This is a genomic window from Rhizobium acaciae (genome assembly GCF_025941625.1).
GTDB lineage: Bacteria > Pseudomonadota > Alphaproteobacteria > Rhizobiales > Rhizobiaceae > Rhizobium > Rhizobium acaciae.
Map to the genome: position 1 here is coordinate 31,490 of NZ_JAPCZO010000008.1, position 14,930 is coordinate 46,419.

The following is a 14,930-nucleotide window of genomic DNA, read 5'->3' on the forward strand; positions in this document are numbered from 1 at the left end:
CATGTCCGCCATCGACATCCTGAATCGTGACACCACGGCGGAGGCTGCACGGCCCTCGACGGCTGCCGTGCAAAAGGACGGCGATATCCTCGGCCGCATCGGCAATCTGGAGACCCGCCTTGCCCGCACGGCACGCGAGATCGATGCCGCCCAGGCCGTGCGCTACCGCGTTTTCGTCGACGAAATGAAGGCGCAGCTGCCGCTGGACGCCATGCGCCGCCAGCGCGATGTCGACGCCTATGACGCTGTCTGCGATCATCTTCTCGTTCTCGACCGCTCGATCGAGGGCGACCCGGAAGACCAGATCGTCGGCACCTACCGTCTGCTGCGTCAGGATGTCGCCATCGCCAATGGCGGTTTTTACTCGGCTTCCGAATTCGAAATCGAGGGCCTTATCGCCAAACATCCGGACAAGCGCTTCATGGAGCTCGGCCGCTCCTGCGTGCTGCCGGAATACCGCACCAAGCGCACCGTCGAGCTGCTGTGGCAGGGCAACTGGGCCTACGCGCTGAAGCACGGCGTCAGCGCCATGTTCGGCTGTGCCTCTTTCCCCGGCGTCTATCTCGAAAGCCACGCGCTGGCGCTGTCCTTCCTCTACCACAATGTGCTGGCGAAAAACGAATGGGCCGTCGGCGCCCTGCCGCATCTGGCCCGCAACATGGACCTGATGCCGGTCGAGGCCATCAATCCGAAGCGCGCACTGATGGCCCTGCCGCCGCTGATCAAGGGCTATCTGCGCCTCGGTGCGATGGTCGGCTCCAGCGCGGTCGTCGATCATGCCTTCAACACGACCGACGTGCTGATCGTGCTGCCGATCACCAGCATTTCGGACCGTTACCTGAATTATTACGGCGCCGACGCCGGCCGCTTCGCGAGCTAGAGCCCCTAGTCGCCACGACCCTAGCCATCAATTTCGTATAAGCGAAACAGCTGGCGACCACGATGGCTAGAACAACAAGCTTGTTTCAACTTGATCTCATCTTCACGAAGCGCGCTCGAGGCCGGGCACGATCGGCCGGCAATGGCTAGAGCATGATGCCGAAAAGTGTGCGCGGTTTTCGGACGACATCATGCTCTATTTCTTTGATTTAGATCAAGATTCAGATTTTAGGCCGATCGGGCCTAAAAACATCCTGATCCAGCAGGCCTTGGCGATCATGATGATTCACCCCTCGGCGCCAATCTAAAGCCGGATAAATGCCCGGCCGACGCACGTCAGCCGGGCACCAAAAGGCGTCTCAGAAACGCCGGACGAAGTTACGAGCCCGCCCCGTAGGCGGCGATCGCCGCCATGTTGACGATGTCGCTGTCCTTGGCGCCCATCGAGGTGATCTGCACCGGCTTGTCGAGGCCGACGAGGATCGGGCCGATCACCGTGGAGCCGCCGAGTTCCTGCAGCATCTTGGTCGAGATAGAGGCCGAGTGGAAAGCCGGCATGACGAGAACGTTGGCCGGGCCGGAAAGGCGGCAGAAGGGATATTGCTCCATCACTTTGCGGTTCAGAGCGACGTCGGCAGCCATCTCGCCGTCATATTCGAAATCGACGCGGCGCTTGTCGAGGATCTTCACCGCCTCGCGCACCCGCTCGGAGCGTTCGCCCGAGGGATGGCCGAAGGTGGAATAGGCCAGCATGGCGACACGCGGCGGATAACCCATGCGCCGCGCCAGACCGGCGGCCTCTTCGGCGATATCGGCAAGCTCTTCGGCCGTCGGCATGTCGTGCACCGCCGTGTCGGCAACGAAAGCCGTGCGGCCGCGGCAGAGCGCCAGCGACACGCCGATGACGCGGTGGCCCGGCTTCTCGTCGATGCAGCGGCGCACATCTTCGAGCGCCGTCGAATAGTTTCGGGTGATGCCCGTCACCATGCCGTCGGCATCGCCGAGCGCCACCATGGTGGCGGCGAAGTGGTTGCGGTCGTTATGGATCAGCCGCTGGGCGTCGCGGTGGAGATAACCGTGCCGCTGCAGCCGGGCGTAGAGATAGTCGATATAGGCCTCGACCCGGGTCGAAAGCCGGGCATTGACGATTTCGAGGCCCGGCCGGTTGAGATCGATGCCGGCGCGTTCGGCCGTCGCCCGGATCAGGTCCTCGCGGCCGAGCAGGATGGCGGTGCCGAGCTGCTGGTTGGCGTAGGACATCGCCGCACGCAGGACCTGTTCTTCCTCGGCCTCGGCAAAGACGATGCGCTTCGGACGGCGGCGGACGCGCTCGTAAAGGCTGGCGAGCGTCGAGGCGATCGGATCGCGGCGCGCCGAAAGCTCGCGGGCATAACCGGCCATGTCGGTGATGACCTTGCGGGCGACGCCGCTTTCGATCGCGGCTTGCGCGACCGCCACCGGGATCGCCGAGATCAGGCGCGGATCGAAGGGAACGGGGATAATGTATTGCGAGCCGAAACGCGGCCGGTTGCCCTGATAGGCGGCAACGACGTCATCGGGCACGTCCTCGCGGGCCAGGTTTGCCAGCGCGTTGACGGCGGCAATCTTCATCGCGTCGTTGATTGTCGAGGCGCGCACATCGAGAGCGCCTCGGAAGATATAGGGAAAGCCGAGGACGTTGTTGACCTGGTTCGGATAGTCCGAACGGCCGGTCGCCATGATGGCGTCGTCGCGGATGCGGGCCACCTCTTCCGGGGTGATCTCGGGATCGGGATTGGCCATGGCGAAGATGATCGGCCGCTCCGCCATCGAGCGGATCATCTTGGCCGAAAACGCGCCCTTCTGCGACAGGCCGAAAACGACGTCCGCACCTTTCATCGCCTCTTCCAGCGTGCGCGTGTCGGTCTTTGCCGCATGCGCCGATTTCCACTGATTCATGCCCTCGGTGCGGCCCTGGTAGATGACGCCCTTGGTATCGCAGAGGATGACGTTCTCTGGCGCAAAACCCATCGCCTTGATGAGTTCGACGCAGGCGATCGCCGCAGCACCCGCACCGTTGCAGACGAGCTTCGTCGTCTTCAGGTCGCGGCCGGTCAGCTCCAGCGCATTGATCAGGCCGGCGGCGGCGATGATCGCCGTTCCATGCTGGTCGTCATGGAACACCGGAATATCCATCAGCTCGCGCAGCCGGCTTTCGATGACGAAACAATCCGGTGCCTTGATGTCCTCGAGGTTGATGCCGCCGAAGGAAGGACCGAGGAAACGCACGCAGTTGATGAACTCGTCGACATTTTCCGTATCGATCTCGAGGTCGATGGAATCGACATCGGCGAAGCGCTTGAACAGCACCGCCTTGCCTTCCATGACGGGCTTGGACGCCAGCGCGCCGAGATTGCCGAGGCCGAGGATCGCCGTGCCGTTGGAAATGACGGCAACCATATTGCCGCGCGCCGTATAATCGTAGGCCGTCTGCGGATCGGCGGCGATCGCCTTCACGGGCACGGCAACACCCGGCGAATAGGCAAGCGAGAGGTCGCGTTGCGTCGCCATCGGCTTGGTCGGGTTGATCTCCAGCTTGCCGGGCCGGCCCATTGCGTGAAAATCGAGCGCCTCCTGGTCGGTAACCGAGGTCACCGGCCGGTCCTTCTTATCGATATCGGGCATAAATCCTCCAACGTCCTGTGGGCGACGCTTTGCTCTTCCTCAAATGCTGTTGTCATCTATAGCGGCGCGCGGATAGGGTTGGCACCTGTTTTTTTGGGAAAAACTCCACCTCCGTGAACGCACGAATAGACACAGGGAATGAAGCCTTTTCGGCTGCCGAGCTCGCCACGGCGGAAAGCCGTGCTTCGGCGACGCCGATGATGGAGCAATTTATCGAGATCAAGGCGAACAATCCGGGTTCGCTGCTCTTCTATCGCATGGGCGATTTCTATGAGCTGTTCTTCGAGGATGCGCTGGAAGCCTCACGCGCGCTCGGTATCACGCTGACGAAGCGCGGCCAGCACATGGGCCAGGATATCCCGATGTGCGGCGTTCCGGTGCATGCGGCCGACGATTACCTGCAGAAGCTGATTTCGCTCGGCTTCCGCGTCGCCGTCTGCGAGCAGATCGAGGATCCCGCGGAAGCGAAGAAACGCGGCGCGAAATCCGTCGTCAGGCGCGACGTCGTCCGCCTCGTCACTCCCGGTACGATCACCGAGGAAAAGCTGCTTTCGCCCTCGGAATCCAACTATCTGATGGCGCTGACCCGCATTCGCGCCAGTGGCGAGGCCTTGCTGGCGCTTGCCTGGATCGATATTTCCACCGGCGTCTTCCGGCTTGCCGAGACCGAAGCCTCGCGCCTGCTTGCCGATATCCTGCGCATCGATCCGCGCGAACTCATCCTGCCCGACACCATCTTCCACGATCCCGAACTCAAGCCGGTCTTCGACGTGCTCGGCCGCACAGCCGTGCCGCAGCCTTCCGTGCTCTTCGACAGCGCCAGCGCCGAAGGCCGGATCGCGCGGTATTTCGGCGTCGCGACGCTCGACGGCTTCGGCACCTTTTCGCGCGCCGAACTGGCGGCGGCGGCCGCCGCCGTCGCCTATGTCGAGAAGACGCAGATCGCCGAGCGGCCGCCGCTTGGAAAGCCGGAACGGGAAAGTGCCGCTTCGACGCTGTTCATCGATCCCGCCACCCGCGCCAATCTCGAACTTGCCCGCACGCTTTCGGGCGATCGCAACGGTTCGCTCTTGAAGGCGATCGACCGCACCGTCACCGGCGGCGGCGCCAGGCTCCTTGCCGAGCGGCTGATGTCGCCGCTGACCGACCCCGCCCGCATCAATGCGCGGCTCGATTCGATCGGCTTCCTGATCGACGAACCCCTGCTCTGCGGCAATCTCCGCGACACGCTGACACATGTGCCCGACATGCCGCGCGCCCTGTCGCGGCTGGCGCTCGACCGCGGCGGCCCGCGTGATCTCTGGGCGATCCGCCAGGGCCTTGACGCGGCGGGCGGAGTTGCGGCCATGCTCGGCAAGGCGATGCTGCCCGAAGAGCTCGGCCAGGCGCTATCCGGGCTGCAGGCCCTTCCCGCGGCAGTGGAGAAGCTGCTTGCCGAAACGCTCGCCGACGAATTGCCGCTGTTGAAACGCGATGGCGGCTTTCTGCGCGACGGCGCCAACGCCGAGCTCGACGAGGTCCGGGCACTGCGCGACCAGTCGCGTCGCGTCATCGCCGGCCTGCAATTGCAGTATGCCGAGGAAACCGGCATCCGGTCGCTGAAGATCAAGCACAACAACGTCCTCGGCTATTTCATCGAAGTCACCGCCGGCAATGCGTCACCGATGACGGAGACGGCGGAGGCGAAGGCCCGCTTCATCCACCGCCAGACGATGGCGAACGCGATGCGCTTCACCACGACCGAACTTGCAGATCTCGAAAGCCGCATCGCCAATGCCGCCGACCAGGCGCTGACGATCGAACTCGAAGCCTTCGACAGGATGACGGCGGCCGTTGTTGCGGAAGCCGAGGCGATCAAGTCGGGCGCCCGGGCGCTCGCCGTCATCGACGTCGCATCAGGCCTGGCGCTTCTCGCCGAGGAGCAGGCCTATTGCCGCCCGCAGGTCGACGGCTCGAAGATGTTTGCCATCGAGGGCGGGCGCCATCCTGTTGTCGAGCAGGCGCTGCGGCGGCAGGCGGGCGGCCCCTTCGTCGCCAATCATTGCGATCTCTCGCCAAAGAACGGCGACCGGGACGGGGCGATCTGGCTGCTGACCGGCCCGAACATGGGCGGCAAGTCGACCTTCCTGCGCCAGAATGCGCTCATTGCCATTCTAGCGCAGATGGGTTCTTTCGTGCCGGCGACATCGGCGCATATCGGCATCGTCGACCGGCTTTTCTCCCGCGTCGGCGCCTCCGACGATCTGGCGCGTGGGCGCTCGACCTTCATGGTCGAGATGGTGGAAACGGCGGCGATCCTCAACCAGGCGAGCGACCGTTCGCTCGTCATCCTCGATGAGATCGGCCGCGGCACCGCGACGTTCGACGGTCTTTCGATCGCCTGGGCCGCCGTCGAGCACCTGCATGAGGCCAATCGCTGCCGCGGCCTCTTCGCCACGCATTTCCACGAGTTGACCGTGCTTTCGGAAAAGCTTGGCCGGCTATCGAACGCGACGATGCGCGTCAAGGAATGGGACGGCGACGTCATTTTCCTGCATGAGGTCGGGCCGGGTGCGGCGGACCGCTCCTACGGCATCCAGGTCGCGCGCCTTGCCGGGCTTCCGGCCTCGGTCGTGGCGCGGGCCCGCGACGTGCTCACCCGTCTGGAAGATGCCGACCGCAAGAACCCGGCGAGCCAGCTGATCGACGACCTGCCGCTCTTCCAGGTGGCGGTGCGCCGCGAGGAAACGGCCCGCGGTTCCTCCAAGGTCGAGGAGGCGCTGAAGGCGATGAGCCTTGACGACATGACGCCGCGCGAGGCAATGGATGCGCTTTACGACCTCAAGAAAAAGCTGAAATAGGAGCGGCGCGCCATGTTCATGGAAAAACTGGTTCGCGAAACCGAGCGCCTCTCGCTCATCTGCTCCATGCTCGATACGATGCGGCGCGCCGATAAGGACCGCAATGCCCGCGGCTGGACGTCTCCGATCGGCATGCTGAAAATCACCCGCTGCTGCGCCGTGATCTCAGAGCTCGGCACCTCGATTGCCAAGGCCGGCTATCGCGAATGCGACAGGCAGGCGCTCGAGGAGATCATGCGCGAGACACGGCAGGTGCTGCATTTGCTGAATGCGCGGGCGGCCGGCTGACGATTTCGGGAAAGTCGGCGCCTTGCGTCAAAGCGCCGTCGCCTCTTGCGGCGAACCAACACCATTTCGCCAAATTTAAAGGTTCTTGCAGTATGAAAGCCCGTGTCAATCGCAGGGCAAAGGGGCTATAGCGCATGCAGACGAAACAAGCGGCAGGCCGTGAACCGGCAGTCCGGCATGAACAGGAAACCGCCCCGGCGACAGCGATGCGCGACCTCGATTTCTCCAATATCCTCGACGTCGAGCTCTTGCAGAAGCAATGCGACGCCGTTGCCGAGGCCAACCGCAACCGGCCCGACATTCTGCGCGCCGATCTTCTGGCGGTGCTGAAGAAGGCGAGCACCGAAGGCCGGCAGAAGGCGCGCGAGGCCCTTATGGCCGACGGCGGCGGGCTGAATTGCGCCTACCGGATTTCCTGGCTGCAGGACCAGATCACCACCGTCCTCTACAATTTCGCCACCGCCCATATCTTTCCGCAGCAGAAGGACAAGTTCGCGGTGACCGCCGTCGGCGGCTACGGCCGCGACACGCTGGCGCCGGGCTCCGATATCGACCTGCTCTTCCTCTTCCTGCCGAGGCCGGCGGAAGAGACGCACAAAGCGGTCGAATTCATGCTCTACGTGCTCTGGGACATGGGCTTCAAGGTCGGCCACGCCACCCGCACGGTGGAGGAATGCATCGCGCTTTCCAAGTCCGACATGACGATCCGCACCGCCATCCTGGAGATGCGCTACATCTGCGGCCTGCAGCGGCTGGAAACCGAGCTCGAGACCCGCTTCGACAAGGAGATCGTCACCGGCACCGGTCCCGAATTCATCGCCGCCAAGCTTGCCGAGCGCGATGAGCGCCATCGCAAGGCGGGCGACACGCGTTATCTCGTCGAACCGAACGTCAAGGAAGGCAAGGGCGGGCTTCGCGACCTGCACACGCTGTTCTGGATCTCGAAATATTATTATCACGTGCGCGACCAGGCGGAGCTGGTCAAACTCGGGGTGCTCTCCAAGCACGAATACCGCCTGCTCGAGAAAGCCGACGATTTTCTCTGGGCGGTGCGCTGCCATATGCACTTCCTGACCGGCAAGGCCGAGGAGCGTCTGTCCTTCGATATCCAGCGCGAGATCGCCGAAGCTTTCGGCTATCATACACGCCCGGGCCTTTCGGCCGTCGAGCGCTTCATGAAACACTATTTCCTCGTCGCCAAGGATGTCGGCGATCTCACGCGCATCCTCTGCGCCGCACTTGAAGACCAGCAGGCGAAGTCGATCCCGGGCCTCACCGGCGTCATCAGCCGCTTCACCCATCGCAACCGCAAGATCGCCGGCAGCGTCGAATTCGTTGAAGACCGCGGCCGCATTGCGCTGGCCGACCCCGACGTCTTCAAGCGCGATCCGATCAACATCATCCGGCTCTTCCATGTCGCCGACATTAATGGGCTGGAATTCCATCCGGACGCGCTGAAACGCGTCACCCGTTCCCTCGCGCTTATCGACAACGCCTTGCGGGAAAACGACGAGGCGAACCGGCTGTTCATGTCGATCCTGACGTCGAAGCGGGATCCGGCGCTCATCCTGCGCCGGATGAACGAAGCCGGCGTGCTCGGCCGCTTCATCCCCGAATTCGGCAAGATCGTCGCGATGATGCAGTTCAACATGTATCACCACTATACGGTCGACGAACATCTGATCCGCACCGTCGACATTCTCTCCGAGATCGACAAGGGACGCGCCGAGGATCTGCATCCGCTCGCCAACAAGCTGATGCCCGGCATCGAGGACCGCGAGGCGCTTTATGTCGCCGTGCTCCTCCACGACATCGCCAAGGGCCGCCAGGAGGATCATTCGATCGCCGGCGCCCGCGTCGCCCGCAAGCTCTGCGCCCGCTTCGGCCTGTCGCAGAAGCAGACGGAAATCGTCGTGTGGCTGATCGAAGAACATCTGACCATGTCGATGGTGGCGCAGACCCGCGACCTCACCGACCGCAAGACCATCACCGATTTCGCCGACCGCGTGCAGTCGCTGGACCGGCTGAAGATGCTCTTGATCCTGACGATCTGCGATATCCGCGCCGTCGGTCCGGGTGTGTGGAACGGCTGGAAGGGCCAGCTGCTGCGCACGCTCTACTATGAAACCGAGCTGCTGCTTGCCGGCGGCTTTTCGGAGGTCTCCCGCAAGGAGCGGGCCAATGCGGCCGCCGAGGCGCTGCATTCGGCACTCGCCGGCTGGAGCCAGAAGGACCGCAATACCTATACCAAGCTGCACTACCAACCCTATCTGCTCTCCGTGCCGCTGGAAGACCAGATCCGCCATGCCCATTTCATTCGCCAGGCCGACAAGGCGGGCCAGGCGCTCGCCACCACGGTGCGCACCGACAGTTTCCACGCGATCACCGAGATCACCGTGCTGTCGCCCGACCATCCGCGACTGCTCGCCGTCATTGCAGGCGCCTGTGCTGCGGCCGGGGCCAACATCGTCGACGCCCAGATCTTCACGACATCGGACGGGCGGGCGCTCGACACGATCCATGTCAGCCGCGAATTTACCGACGATGCCGACGAGCTGCGCCGGGCCGCGACGATCGGCCGGATGATCGAGGACGTGCTGTCCGGCCGCAAGCGTCTGCCCGAGGTCATCGCCACGCGCGCGCGCAACCGCAAGAAGAGCAAGGCCTTCGTCATTCCGCCGTCGGTCAACATCACCAACAGCCTGTCGAACAAGTTCACGGTTATCGAAGTCGAATGCCTCGACCGGCCGGGGCTGCTGTCGGAGATCACCGCCGTCCTTTCCGATCTGTCGCTCGACATCCAGTCGGCCCGCATCACCACTTTCGGCGAGAAGGTGATCGACACCTTCTACGTTACCGATCTGGTCGGCCAGAAAATTTCCGGCGACAGCAAGCGTGCCAACATCACCGCCCGGATGAAGGCCGTCATGGCCGAGGAAGAAGACGAGCTGCGCGAGCGTATGCCCTCCGGCATCATCGCACCGGCCGCCACCGCCCGGACCCCGCCCGCCAGCGAAAAGAAGGCGGGTTCCCCCATATGAGCTTGAACGCATGAGTCCCCACGCATGAGCCCAAACGCATGAGCTTGGTCAAGAAATTCGCGACCGTCGGCGGCGCCACCCTCGGCAGCCGCATCTTCGGCTTCGCCCGTGAAACGCTGATGGCTGCGGCCCTCGGCACCGGACCGATGGCCGACGTCTTCTACGCCGCCTTCCGCTTTCCGAATCTCTTCCGCCGGCTGTTTGCCGAAGGCGCCTTCAACGCCGCCTTCGTGCCGCTCTTTGCCAAGGAGATCGAGGCGAACGGCACCGATGGCGCCAAGCGCTTTTCGGAAGAAGTCTTCGGCGTGCTGTTTTCGGTGCTGCTCCTCATCACCATCGTGATGGAACTTGCCATGCCGCTCTTGGTGCGCTTCGTCATCGCGCCGGGCTTTGCCGACGATCCCGAAAAGTTCTCGATCACGATCCGCATGGCGGCGGTGATGTTTCCCTATCTGATGTGCATGTCGCTGACGGCGATGATGAGCGGCATGCTGAATTCGCTGCATCATTTCTTCGCCGCCGCCATCGCGCCCGTCTTCCTCAACGTGGTGATGATCGGGGCGCTGTTTTATGCGCTCTATACCGGCGCCGATCCGCTGGCGACCGCCTGGTACCTCTCCTGGGGCGTTCTTGCCGCCGGCGTCCTGCAGCTCGCCGTCGTTTATGTCGGCGTGCTTGCGGCCGGCATGAGCATTGGCTTCCGTTTCCCGAAGATGACGCCTAATGTCAAGCGGCTGCTGATCCTGGCGGTGCCGGCGGCGGTGACCGGCGGCATCACCCAGATCAACCAGTTGATCGGCCAGGCGATCGCGTCGTCCCGCGACGGCGCGATCGCAGCGCTGCAATATGCCGACCGCATCTATCAGCTGCCGCTCGGCGTCGTCGGCGTCGCCGTCGGCGTGGTGCTTCTGCCGGAGCTTGCCCGGGCGCTGAAGGGCGGCAACCTGCGCGAGGCCGGAAACCTGCAGAACCGCTCGATCGAATTCGTGCTGTTCCTGACGATCCCCGCCGCCTTCGCGCTCTGGATCCTCTCCGACGAGATCATCCGCGTGCTCTACGAGCGCGGCGCCTTCCATCAGGAAAACACCGCCGTCGTCGGCTCGATCCTGGCGATTTACGGCATCGGCCTGCCGGCTTTCGTGCTGATCAAGGCGTTGCAGCCCGGCTTCTATGCTCGCGAGGACACCAAGACGCCGATGCGTTTTTCGGCTATCGCGGTTGCGACCAACTGCGCCACGGCGCTCACCCTCTTTCCCTATATGGGCGCGCCCGGCATCGCGGTTGCCGAAGCCACCGCCGGCTGGATCAGCACCGTGCTGCTGTTTGCCACGCTTTTGCGCCGTGGCCACCTGACATGGGAGTGGGCGCTGGCAAAACGCACCGCTTTGCTGATCGTCGCTGCGGCCGTCATGGGTGCGGCCATCGTCTTCCTCAAGCAATATTGGGCGCCGTCGCTTGCTTCCGGCGCGCCGCTTCTCACCAAGATCGGCACCCTCGGGTTGCTGATTGCAATCGCCATGCTGATCTATTTCGCCGCCGCTTTCCTGGTCGGCGGGGCAAATCTCGGCATGATCCGACGCAATCTGAACCGCAAGCCGGCGCCGGCAAAGGACGGGTGAGGCCGGTCGCAACCACCGTGACTCCGGCTACTTTATGGCTGTGGCTTGCGACCAGACAACCATCCATTGTTCGTCATGCCGCTCATAAGTGTCGGTGTGCCAGTAGTCGTTGAGAGCGACTTTATGGCCGCCGAAGACGACCTCAAGTTGAGCACGATACCGAAGAACGGCGACCCCGTCATAAAGGCGCACGGCAATATGAGCGGGCTGCCAGGTCAGGTATTTGATCTGCCCGGAGGCGATCGCACCCAGATATTCTTCCTTTGAAAGCGTGGCGCCGATCGGCGTTATCAGCTGGAAGTCCGGAGCGTGAAGCTGTTGCGCCCGAACCATGTCGGCGTTGATCAGGGCACGCAGCCTCGCGCGCTCCGTTTCGCGAAGAAGGTTGGCCTCACTGGCCAGTAGGGATGCGTCAACGGTCGGGATTGTCATGTCCGTTCTCCAATTGAAGCTGGAGCATGATGCCGAAAAGCGTCGGCGGCTTTCGGACGACATCATGCTCTAACTATTTAATTTGGAACAGGATTCTATCTCAGGCCGAGTGGCCTAAAATCATCCTGTTCTAAGGATCGTTCAATTCTCTCGGCATAGGTGGCGACTATGATGCGGTCACTGGCCGTCGCGTTGCCGGCTCTCCATTCGAGGTCGGCACCAATCCCAAGTCGATGAGGCTTTGGGCACTGGCGCGGATGCATTGCTCTTCTGGGCGTGAGCGCCACCCGAGGACGCCGTGGGCTTTTGCTGCACTGACACTGAGATCGCGATTGAGCTCATGAACAATGGTTCGCGCATTGGGGTCGGATTGCGCCATGGCCCTGACGATCTCGTCAGAGACTTCGCCGGACGGCAGGCGGGAGGCATGGTCGGGAAAGGAATGGGCAAGAATGGCCACAAGGTCCTTGAGCCAGAAAAACCGCCCACCGATGATGAACCGCTGGCCGCCGGCAGCAGGATTGGTCATCGCTCGAATGTGGGCATCGGCGGTATCGCGCACATCCACGACGGAGAAGCCAAAGCGCGGGATACCGTTGAATCGTCCCGTCATCAAATGGTGGATCAATCCAACAGACGTCCCGAAATTCGGCCCGAGTAACGGCCCGAGGATCATGCTTGGATTGATCACGGCCAGATTGAGCCCGACTTCATGAGCAAAGGCCCAGGCAGCTCGCTCAGTCAGCGTCTTGGATTTGTAATAGGGCGTCGCCCGCGGGCTTTCCGGGTCGGTCCAATTCTCTTCGGTAAAGGGCGCCTGCCCGTCGCCATGGTTGGTGGCAGCTATGGAGGATGTCAGAACCACACGTTTGACCCGTGCCCGATGCGCCTCGCGAAGCACGCGCAACGCACCATCGCGGGCTGTCTGGATCAGTGCATTCTCATTTTCGGGATATCCCGGAGGGAACGGCGATGCGGTGTGAATGACATAGTCGCATCCTTCGACAGCCGCAGCCCAACCGCTATCGCTGTCAAGATCGGCCTGCACCAAACCGAGATTTTGCAGTTGCCCGTCGGTGTGCGCTCCAAGCTGACCGACCGTCGCAGCACTTGTACCGATGCTGCGCAGGCTTCCTCTGACCCGATACCCCTGCTTGAGCAACTGCAAGGCAATGTGGCCTGCGAGAAATCCGCCAATGCCGGTCACCAGTACGGTGGCGCCATTAGAATTATCTGATGTGATACTCATGGGTATCTCCTGACCGCGCGCCAATGCGCCTTCATCGATTTAGACAGCTATACATTATTTGTCTACTCGTCTTTTGACAGAATGGTCACGAAATGCCAGTCTGTCCAAATGACGCAGAATGATCGAAAAATCGCTCAAATCCTGGATGCTGCCCTGCCTGTGTTCGTGCGCTTCGGCTTTCGCAAGACTTCCATGGCCGACATTGCGCGCGCCGCAGGAATTTCGCGAGCATCGCTCTATCTGAGCTTCAACAGCAAGGAAGAGCTTTTCCGAGCCGGCTCCATGCGAGCGCATACTCTCGCATTGGATGAGGTGGGAGCGGCCCTGGCAGGACAGGGGAACGCGCTTGACCGCATGGAAATGGCCATAGCAGTGTTTCAGCGGGAGTTAATCGCCCCTTTTGGCGGCAGTTCCGATGCAGAAGAACTGTTTGCCGCCAATATGGCCTTGGCTGCGGATATCACGCTCGACGCGCGGACACGGCTATCGACTATGCTGACACAGACGCTGAATGCAGCTGCGGAAACCAAGGAAATCGATCTCGGACCACTGCAGGCCTCGCCTCTTCAACTGGCCAATATCATGATGGCTGCAATGGATGGGATCAAACACGCGCAATGGAATGGTTCCAGCCTCGATGACGATACAAAACTATTCATGCGCCTCTTGCGGGTGGCGGTGACGCCGCGGAGCGGCCAATAGAGGCGGTCGCGGCACGTCCTTTCGCCGCCACTGAATCGGCAATCCTTAAACCAGAATGGGAAAAGGTGGAGCGCATGATTCCTCAGCAATCCACCCATCGTCGCTGCGGTCCGACGTCGACATGGATGATGCCGTTGCAATAGCTGCCGATGCCGCCGATGCCCGGCGCGCTTCTTGCGGCGGCGATGATGGTGCGCTCCGACAGGCCGGGCATCCTGAAATCGGCCGCCAGACATTTCCCGTGCAGGGACCCAAGGCGGCGGGGATGCGGTCTGTGGCCCGAGGTTATCACAGGGCGTCGGCCGGTCTTTGCAGCAATATGCGACAGGATCGCTCGCAGGCGCCCTGGAAAGCAGCCGGCACGAACGCTGACGGTCTGGACCGTGTAGGCGAGACGTGCCTGATATTTTGGAAGATGAGCGGCATGCCTTTTCATGTCTTGACCGACGGCACCCGTTGCTGATTGAAAGGCGAAAAGGCCTGCCATGGCGAGCAAAATTGCGTTCTGCATGGTCGCTCCGATCGGCTATCCAGCGACCCCAACGGCGCCGGCATCAGGCGCAGGATTTTCGGTTCAAAAAAAGCTTTTTTGTGAAATTTTATACTCAATTATGAGTAAGTCTGTTGATCAATTTGGCTTAAAATACGGGGAATTGCCGCTCCAAACTGGAATAAACATCTCAAACGCGAGGCAACCCATGACGATCCAGTCTCTTTTCCTCGTCACCCTCGTGGTCGACGACTACGACCGCGCCAAGGCTTTTTATTGCGATGGGCTCGGTTTCGATTGCCTTCAGGACGAGCTGCAGCCGGAGGGCAAGCGCTGGGTAGTGGTGAAGCCGAGGGGTGGGGATGGAGCCGCCTTTCTGCTGGCGCAGGCGGCAGACGAGACGCAGCGCGCGGCCATCGGCAATCAGACCGGCGGGCGTGTCGGCTTCTTTCTGAAGACCGACGATTTCGCCCGCGACCATGCCGCGATGCTGGCAGTCGGCGTGCGCTTTCTGGAAGAGCCGCGTCACGAGGTTTACGGCACGGTGGCGGTGTTTGCGGATCCCTACGGCAACACTTTCGATCTGATCCAGCACGCTGCCGCCTGAACCCCTTGATTGCGACCGGTTGCCCGTGCATAAGCCGCGGCGTTAACAACATGGGCGAAAAGCCCTGCTGCATTCTGCAGCAATTTAAACTGTGACGGCGTGGGCCCTCCACCAGCCTA

At 62.3% G+C, this 14,930-nt stretch carries 11 protein-coding genes; 7 read left to right on the forward strand and 4 right to left on the reverse strand.

Annotated features, from left to right (window positions below; genetic code table 11):
- Nucleotide 1 precedes the first annotated feature (1 nt).
- Nucleotides 2-880, forward strand: a complete 879-nt coding sequence (locus tag OLZ32_RS14265) for a GNAT family N-acetyltransferase (RefSeq protein WP_017990091.1) — start codon at nt 2-4, stop codon at nt 878-880.
- Nucleotides 881-1,257: 377 nt separating this feature from the next.
- Here the strand turns inward: OLZ32_RS14265 and OLZ32_RS14270 are convergent, their stop codons facing one another.
- Entirely contained in the window at nt 1,258-3,543 is a 2,286-nt protein-coding gene (locus OLZ32_RS14270; RefSeq protein ID WP_264421447.1) for an NADP-dependent malic enzyme, read from the reverse strand.
- Between the two features lie 113 nt (nt 3,544-3,656).
- Here OLZ32_RS14270 and mutS point away from each other — a divergent pair, with 113 nt between their 5' ends.
- The 4 genes from mutS to murJ all read left to right on the forward strand — a co-directional run bounded on the left by mutS (nt 3,657) and on the right by murJ (nt 11,331).
- A complete protein-coding gene (mutS, locus tag OLZ32_RS14275) occupies nt 3,657-6,383 on the forward strand; it encodes a DNA mismatch repair protein MutS (protein WP_003544897.1) in 2,727 nt (908 codons plus the stop codon).
- A gap of 12 nt (nt 6,384-6,395) precedes the next feature.
- Nucleotides 6,396-6,671: a hypothetical protein gene (locus OLZ32_RS14280; protein WP_003544896.1), complete on the forward strand. Its 276-nt coding sequence runs from the start codon at nt 6,396-6,398 to the stop codon at nt 6,669-6,671.
- A 134-nt stretch (nt 6,672-6,805) separates the two neighbouring features.
- The gene (locus OLZ32_RS14285; RefSeq protein WP_264421450.1) at nt 6,806-9,712 is read left to right on the forward strand and encodes a [protein-PII] uridylyltransferase; all 2,907 of its coding nucleotides are present in this window, start codon (nt 6,806-6,808) and stop codon (nt 9,710-9,712) included.
- A gap of 38 nt (nt 9,713-9,750) precedes the next feature.
- Nucleotides 9,751-11,331: a murein biosynthesis integral membrane protein MurJ gene (gene murJ / locus OLZ32_RS14290; protein ID WP_003544894.1), complete on the forward strand. Its 1,581-nt coding sequence runs from the start codon at nt 9,751-9,753 to the stop codon at nt 11,329-11,331.
- Between the two features lie 27 nt (nt 11,332-11,358).
- On the opposite strand, the gene OLZ32_RS14295 is transcribed toward murJ, so the two are convergent.
- Nucleotides 11,359-11,763, reverse strand: coding sequence for a nuclear transport factor 2 family protein (locus OLZ32_RS14295; RefSeq protein ID WP_017990087.1), 405 nt, complete (start codon nt 11,761-11,763; stop codon nt 11,359-11,361).
- Between the two features lie 166 nt (nt 11,764-11,929).
- Complete coding sequence (locus tag OLZ32_RS14300; RefSeq protein ID WP_264399052.1) at nt 11,930-13,036, reverse strand: SDR family oxidoreductase; 1,107 nt, start codon at nt 13,034-13,036, stop codon at nt 11,930-11,932.
- Between the two features lie 84 nt (nt 13,037-13,120).
- Between OLZ32_RS14300 and OLZ32_RS14305 the strand changes: the two genes are divergently transcribed.
- A complete protein-coding gene (locus OLZ32_RS14305; protein ID WP_003544891.1) occupies nt 13,121-13,714 on the forward strand; it encodes a TetR/AcrR family transcriptional regulator in 594 nt (197 codons plus the stop codon).
- 82 nt (nt 13,715-13,796) lie between these two features.
- On the opposite strand, the gene OLZ32_RS14310 is transcribed toward OLZ32_RS14305, so the two are convergent.
- On the reverse strand, nt 13,797-14,225 hold the full coding sequence (locus tag OLZ32_RS14310; protein WP_003544890.1) for a YcbK family protein: 429 nt from the start codon (nt 14,223-14,225) through the stop codon (nt 13,797-13,799).
- A 187-nt stretch (nt 14,226-14,412) separates the two neighbouring features.
- Here OLZ32_RS14310 and OLZ32_RS14315 point away from each other — a divergent pair, with 187 nt between their 5' ends.
- Nucleotides 14,413-14,811, forward strand: a complete 399-nt coding sequence (locus tag OLZ32_RS14315) for a VOC family protein (protein WP_026160085.1) — start codon at nt 14,413-14,415, stop codon at nt 14,809-14,811.
- The last annotated feature ends 119 nt before the right edge of the window (nt 14,812-14,930 follow it).

Excerpts from the sequence above, each read along its gene's own strand:
- OLZ32_RS14305 (WP_003544891.1), top strand. The coding sequence starts at position 13,121 with ATGACGCAGAATGATCGAAAAATCGCTCAAATCCTGGATGCTGCCCTG.
- OLZ32_RS14310 (WP_003544890.1), bottom strand. The coding sequence starts at position 14,225 with ATGCAGAACGCAATTTTGCTCGCCATGGCAGGCCTTTTCGCCTTTCAA.
- OLZ32_RS14295 (WP_017990087.1), bottom strand. The coding sequence starts at position 11,763 with ATGACAATCCCGACCGTTGACGCATCCCTACTGGCCAGTGAGGCCAAC.
- OLZ32_RS14265 (WP_017990091.1), top strand. The coding sequence starts at position 2 with ATGTCCGCCATCGACATCCTGAATCGTGACACCACGGCGGAGGCTGCA.
- murJ (WP_003544894.1), top strand. The coding sequence starts at position 9,751 with ATGAGCTTGGTCAAGAAATTCGCGACCGTCGGCGGCGCCACCCTCGGC.
- OLZ32_RS14285 (WP_264421450.1), top strand. The coding sequence starts at position 6,806 with ATGCAGACGAAACAAGCGGCAGGCCGTGAACCGGCAGTCCGGCATGAA.
- OLZ32_RS14315 (WP_026160085.1), top strand. The coding sequence starts at position 14,413 with ATGACGATCCAGTCTCTTTTCCTCGTCACCCTCGTGGTCGACGACTAC.
- OLZ32_RS14280 (WP_003544896.1), top strand. The coding sequence starts at position 6,396 with ATGTTCATGGAAAAACTGGTTCGCGAAACCGAGCGCCTCTCGCTCATC.
- OLZ32_RS14270 (WP_264421447.1), bottom strand. The coding sequence starts at position 3,543 with ATGCCCGATATCGATAAGAAGGACCGGCCGGTGACCTCGGTTACCGAC.